Source organism: Muriicola sp., assembly GCF_041567615.1.
Taxonomy (GTDB): Bacteria; Bacteroidota; Bacteroidia; order Flavobacteriales; family Flavobacteriaceae; genus Muriicola.
In genome coordinates this window covers 1-5,546 of record NZ_JBFGBM010000175.1, presented here as the reverse complement: position 1 = coordinate 5,546, position 5,546 = coordinate 1, and the positions used below count along the sequence as shown (strand labels likewise).

The window sequence follows — 5,546 nt, the reverse complement described above, 5'->3', positions numbered from 1 at the left end:
TTATTTCAGGAATACAGGCGACAGGATCCTTCTGGGAGGAGGACGGAATCTCGATTTTAAAGGGGAAGAGACAGAGGAATTCGGGCTGACAGAGAAGATACAGGATCAATTGCAGACCCTGCTGGAGGAGGTCATACTTCCAGGAATTCCCTTCGAGGTCGACCGAAGATGGAGTGGGATCATGGGCACAGGCCCTTTGAAAAAACCCATAGTAATTAAAAGATCAGACCGTGTCGCCTTCGGGGTTAGGCTTGGGGGAATGGGGATCGCCATAGGAAGCAGCGTTGGGAAGGAACTGGCAGGCCTCGTTTAGGGATTTTGTCATCCGGAAACCCTATTACAAGGTCGGGGTCTCAGGAAATATGTATTTTAGGACCTAGTAAATCAAAATTACCCGCCGGAAACCCGTGGAAATACTCTATTTGATCATTGCGGTTATTTGCATCGTCCTGCTGACTACCCGGCTTAAGGTACATCCCTTCCTCGCCCTGCTGATCATTTCCATTGCCTACGGGATCTTTTCGGGAATGCCCCTGGACGATATTGTCCTGGCCATCAATGATGGCTTTGGGGGAACCCTGGGTAAAATCGGATTGATCATCGTGCTTGGGGTTATTATCGGTGCCTTCCTGGAGCATACGGGAGGAGCGCGGACCATCGCGATGAAGGTACTGGGCCTGATCGGGAAAAAACGTATTCCCCTCGCTATGGGGGCCATTGGCTACATCGTCTCCATCCCCGTTTTTGCGGACAGCGGCTTTATGCTGTTACATCCCCTGAACAAGGGTCTTAGCAAAAGGGCCGGGATCTCCCTGGCCGGCGCGGCTATTGCCCTGGGATTGGGGCTTATGGCCTCACATACCATGGTACCGCCCACGCCGGGCCCAATCGCTGCGGCCGGGATCCTTCAGGCCAACCTCGGACTGGTCATTGCCCTGGGTATACCTGTGAGCCTGATCGCCCTGGCGGCCGGAATCATTTTCGCGACGAAATACGCTTCTCGAACCTATATCAGTCCTGAGGCAGAAGCGGAACAAACCGAGGCTGTGGAAGAAGAAGAGAAGGATGCTCCCGGCATCTGGAGATCGTCCCTGCCCATCGTCATCCCCATCATCCTTATCGTCCTCAAGTCCGTACTTTCTGCGGGCGAAGCGGAGACTGCTTCCTGGGTTTTCCGTGGGATCAGTTTTCTGGGCGAACCTGTGATCGCCCTTCTGATAGGGGTCTTCCTCTGCCTGTTCCTGCCGAAGAAATTACATCTCGACATGCTCTCCTCCACGGGATGGGTAGGGAAAGCGATCAAAGATGCGGCATCCATCCTGATGATCACGGGGGCGGGAGGAATCTTTGGTACTGTATTACAGATGTCGGGGATCGCTGAATTACTCGGACTTGCCTTGAAAGACCTGAACATGGGGATCTTTCTTCCCTTTATCCTGGCTGCGGCCCTGAAGACGGCCCAGGGGTCCTCCACGGTGGCCCTGGTCACCACCGCATCCATCCTCGCTCCTATGATGACCTCCCTTGGGTATGAGACTGAAATTCAAAAAGCCCTGGTGGTGGTGGCCATAGGCTCAGGTTCGGCCATGGTCTCCCACGCCAATGACAGTTTTTTCTGGGTGGTCACTCAGATGAGCGGGATGAATGTAAAAACGGGGTACAGGTTATTCGGCTTGGGTACGGCGGTACTGGGCATTACCGGGGCTGTGGCCGTTTTCATCGCCTCCCTGATCCTCACCTAGGGAAGTTCTCTCAGCCGTTTGTTGATGGTTTCAATGGATACGTTCAGGTATACCTTCGAATCTACTTTCAGATGTTTTTCGGAATGGAAGAAGACCTTTCCGTTCTCTGATTCCCCCTCAACCAGAAAATAACTTCCCATCGGATACAACTTCCTTACACGGGTTTTCAACCCGGATGAATTGGCCACCTTGAATTCATGGGCGTAGACGATGATATCTTTTTTGGCGTCGCCGTAGGGTTTTAATAAGGTGATGGGAAGGATATTGGCCTCTCCGAACAGACTGGCCACATAGAAGTTGGCGGGAGATTCGTATACTTTCTTTGTTTCCCCATTGGTGAGGAGTTTCCTGTCCTTGAGCACCAGGATACGGTCGGCAAACGGCAGGACATCCTGGTGGTCATGTGAAGCTGTGATGCAGGTGATCTTCTCCTCTTTCAGGTATTGAAAGAGGTTGCGCCTCAGACTGCTCTTCCTGAAATTATCGATATGACTGAAAGGTTCATCCAGGAGTAAAAGATCGGGCTTCTGGGCAAGTACCCTGGCAAGGGCTACCCGTTGCTGTTGTCCTCCGCTTAAATTCTTGACCATGTTTTTGGCCTCAGCCGTCAATTCGATCATCTCCAGCAATTCCTCAGTCCTTTCTTTTAACTGTTCCGGGTAGAAAACGGAGAGGTATTCACTGATATTCTCGGCCACTGTGGTGTAGGGCATCAAATCAAATTCCTGGGAGAGGTACTTCATGTAGGATTCCCCCGGGACGAGTTTGTACAAAGGCCCCCTAACCTCCTCCCGGTTCCAGAGGATCTTACCCTGAGAGGGGGTCAGCAATCCATAGATAAGCTTTAGAAGGGTGCTTTTCCCACATCCGCTTTCGCCCATCACAGCGACGTGCTCCCCCTTATCTACGGCAAAAGACATGTCTTCCAGCACATCGGCGGTCTGATAGGAAAAAGAAAGGGACTCTACTTGCAGCATAGGGAAGTATTTAATGGCACAAAAAATCCGTCTCTTGAGAAACGGATTTTTTATACCAGTGTCAGATTCAGTCTTTAAACGCCTTTAAAACCTTCTGGTTCGGCAATGTATCATACCCCATGTTGTAGAAGGTAAAAGCAAAGATATCGGCGTATTCCTCAATGGTCTTGCTGATGGGCTTACCTGCGCCATGTCCTGCATTGGTCTCGATACGGATCAGGGTGGGATTGTCTCCTGTCTGAAATTCCTGGAGCGTAGCGGCAAACTTAAAACTGTGGGCGGGAACCACCCTGTCGTCATGGTCGCCTGTTGTCACCAGGGTTGCAGGATAAGACCCGCCAGGTTTTATATTGTGTACGGGGAAATATCCCTTGAGGTACTCGAACATCTCAGGGCTGTCTTCCGAGGTTCCGTAATCGTAGGCCCATCCTGCACCTGCGGTAAAGGTGTGATACCGCAGCATGTCTAAAACTCCCACCGCTGGCAGGGCCACCTTCATAAGGTCTGGCCTTTGGGTCATGGTTGCACCCACCAAAAGGCCTCCGTTGGATCCCCCGCGAATGGCCAGGTAATCAGAAGAGGTGTAATTATTTTCAATGAGATATTCTCCCGCGGCTATAAAATCGTCAAAGACGTTTTGTTTCTGCATTTGGGTGCCGGCATCGTGCCATTTCTTTCCGTATTCTCCGCCTCCCCTGAGGTTGGGGACGGCGTACACGCCGCCCTGCTCCATCCAGATGGCATTGACCACACTGAAGGAAGGGGTTAGACTGATATTGAATCCTCCGTAACCATACAGGATGGTGGGGTTCTTACCATGGCGTTCAAGCCCTTTCTTGTAGGTGATGATCATGGGCACCCTGGTCCCGTCCTTTGAAGTATAGAATACCTGTTCAGACTCATAATTATCGGGGTTGAAGTCGATCTCAGGTTTCCAGTAGACCTCGTATTCCCCGGATTTGGGATCGAATTTGTAGATAGAGCTCGGGGTATTGTAGTTGGTGAAGGAGAAATAGAGGGTTTCTTCTTCCTTCTTTCCTCCGAATCCTCCGGCACTTCCGATCCCCGGCAGTTCTACTTCCCGAATGAGGTTCCCGCTGTAGTCGTACTGCATCACTTTGGAAATGGCATCGACCATATATTCTGCAAAAATATACCCCCCTCCCGTATTGGTGCTAAGGACGTTTTCCGTTTCAGGGATAAGGTCTTTCCATTGATCCGGTGTAGGGTTCGACGCATCTACGGTGACCACTTTTTCATTGGGTGCATTCCTGTTGGTCTGTATAAACAGGGTAGACCCGTCATTGTCGATCACGTAGCTGTCAGAATCCGTGTCATCAAGGACAGTGATAAACAGAGCGTTGGGATCCGTCAGGTCGCGGATGAGCATCTTGTTGCCGGATGTAGTGGTCCTGGGATAGAGGATGAGATAGCGTTCGTCCTCAGTGACGCTCGCCGAAATATACCTGTGCTTTTCTGCCAGGGTGCCCCCGTAAACCAGCCTGTCCTTTGACTGTGGCGCCCCCATCTTGTGGTAATAGACCTTGTGCTGGTCTGTTTTGGCAGACAATTCGCTCCCTTTGGGCTTGTCGTAGCTGGAGTAGTAGAACCCCTCATTTCCCTTCCAGGCGATCCCGCTGAATTTGATGTCGACCAGGGTATCTTCGAGGATCTCCATACTGTTCACATCGAGGACAATGGCCTTCCTCCAGTCGCTTCCTCCTTCCGAGATAAGGTAGGTAGCCAGGGAACCGTCTTTGCTGAAACTCAGTCCGGCCAGGGAAGTGGTTCCGTCTTCTGAGAAGGTGTTGGGATCCAGGAAAACCTCTTCCTCTCCTCCGTCTTTTTTTCTGTAGACCACGCTCTGATTCTGCAGGCCGTCATTTTTGTAGTAGTAGGTGTAGTCCCCTTCTTTGAATGGGGCGCTGAGTTTTTCGTAATTCCAAAGTTTCTCCAGCCTGTTCTTGAGGTCCTCCCTGAAGGGGATCTTTTCGAGATATCCGAAGGTCACCTGATTCTGTGCGGTCACCCAGGCTTCGGTTTCCGGACTCATGTCGTCTTCCAGCCATCGATAGGGATCCGGTACGTCTACCCCGAAATAGGTGTCCACACTGTCCACTTTTTCTGTCTGAGGATAGTTCACTGCGAGTCGTTCTGCTTTGTTTTCTTGTTTGCAGGCCACAAAGGTAGTAAGCGCGGCCAGGACAAAGGCGATTTTCTTCATAGGGTTCAAAAATTTGACCCTAAAAATACCTTAATTTCTCCTGTAACTGTAGAGGAAACGGGCTTTTAACAGAAATTAAACAACCTTGCCGGCGAGCAGGTTTTTACTGACCAGATACTCGGCGATCTGAATGGCATTAGTGGCTGCTCCTTTCCGCAAGTTGTCTGCTACGATCCACATATTCAGAGAGTTGGGGAGTGATTCATCCCTTCTTATCCTGCCTACAAATACGTCGTCCTTATCATGGGCGTACAGGGGCATGGGATAGGTATTGGTATCCGGGTTGTCCTGCACAACGACTCCGGGTGTCTCACTGAGTAGTTTTCTCACCTCCCTGAGGTCGAAGTCTTTCTCGAAGGTGACATTGACGGCTTCTGAATGCCCTCCCGATGTAGGGATTCGAACGGCTGTGGCAGTAACGGAAAAACTATCGTCTCCGAGTATCTTTCTGGGTTCTTTGGCGAGCTTCATCTCCTCTTTGGTATACCCGTTGTCAAGGAAAACGTCGCAGTGGGGTAGGGCGTTTCTGTGGATGGCATAAGGGTAGGCCATCTCCCCTTTAGTTCCCTCCATCTCGTTCTCCATTTGCCGTACGGCCTTGAC

The 5,546-nt window shown here is 51.1% G+C and carries 4 protein-coding genes and 1 pseudogene; 2 read left to right on the top strand and 3 right to left on the bottom strand.

All coding sequences use genetic code 11. The annotated features are described in order from the left end of the window. A pseudogene (locus ABYP73_RS11025) lies at positions 1–313 on the top strand (FAD-dependent oxidoreductase); the annotation flags it as partial. A gap of 94 nt (positions 314–407) precedes the next feature. Then, positions 408–1,742, top strand: coding sequence for a GntP family permease (locus ABYP73_RS11020; RefSeq protein ID WP_372974355.1), 1,335 nt, complete (start codon positions 408–410; stop codon positions 1,740–1,742). Here the strand turns inward: ABYP73_RS11020 and ABYP73_RS11015 are convergent. The 3 genes from ABYP73_RS11015 to ABYP73_RS11005 all read right to left on the bottom strand — a co-directional run. Continuing rightward, complete coding sequence (locus tag ABYP73_RS11015; protein WP_372945652.1) at positions 1,739–2,719, bottom strand: sulfate/molybdate ABC transporter ATP-binding protein; 981 nt, start codon at positions 2,717–2,719, stop codon at positions 1,739–1,741. The genes ABYP73_RS11020 and ABYP73_RS11015 overlap by 4 nt on opposite strands. A gap of 67 nt (positions 2,720–2,786) precedes the next feature. Next, positions 2,787–4,943 (bottom strand): prolyl oligopeptidase family protein, encoded by a 2,157-nt coding sequence (locus ABYP73_RS11010; protein WP_372974354.1) that lies wholly within the window; start codon positions 4,941–4,943, stop codon positions 2,787–2,789. Positions 4,944–5,018: 75 nt separating this feature from the next. Beyond that, on the bottom strand, positions 5,019–5,546 hold a 528-nt coding region (locus ABYP73_RS11005; RefSeq protein WP_372974353.1), incomplete at its 5' end, for an Asd/ArgC dimerization domain-containing protein.

Coding starts and splice junctions, on each gene's coding strand:
- ABYP73_RS11015 (WP_372945652.1), bottom strand. CDS start 2,719: ATGCTGCAAGTAGAGTCCCTTTCTTTTTCCTATCAGACCGCCGATGTG.
- ABYP73_RS11010 (WP_372974354.1), bottom strand. CDS start 4,943: ATGAAGAAAATCGCCTTTGTCCTGGCCGCGCTTACTACCTTTGTGGCC.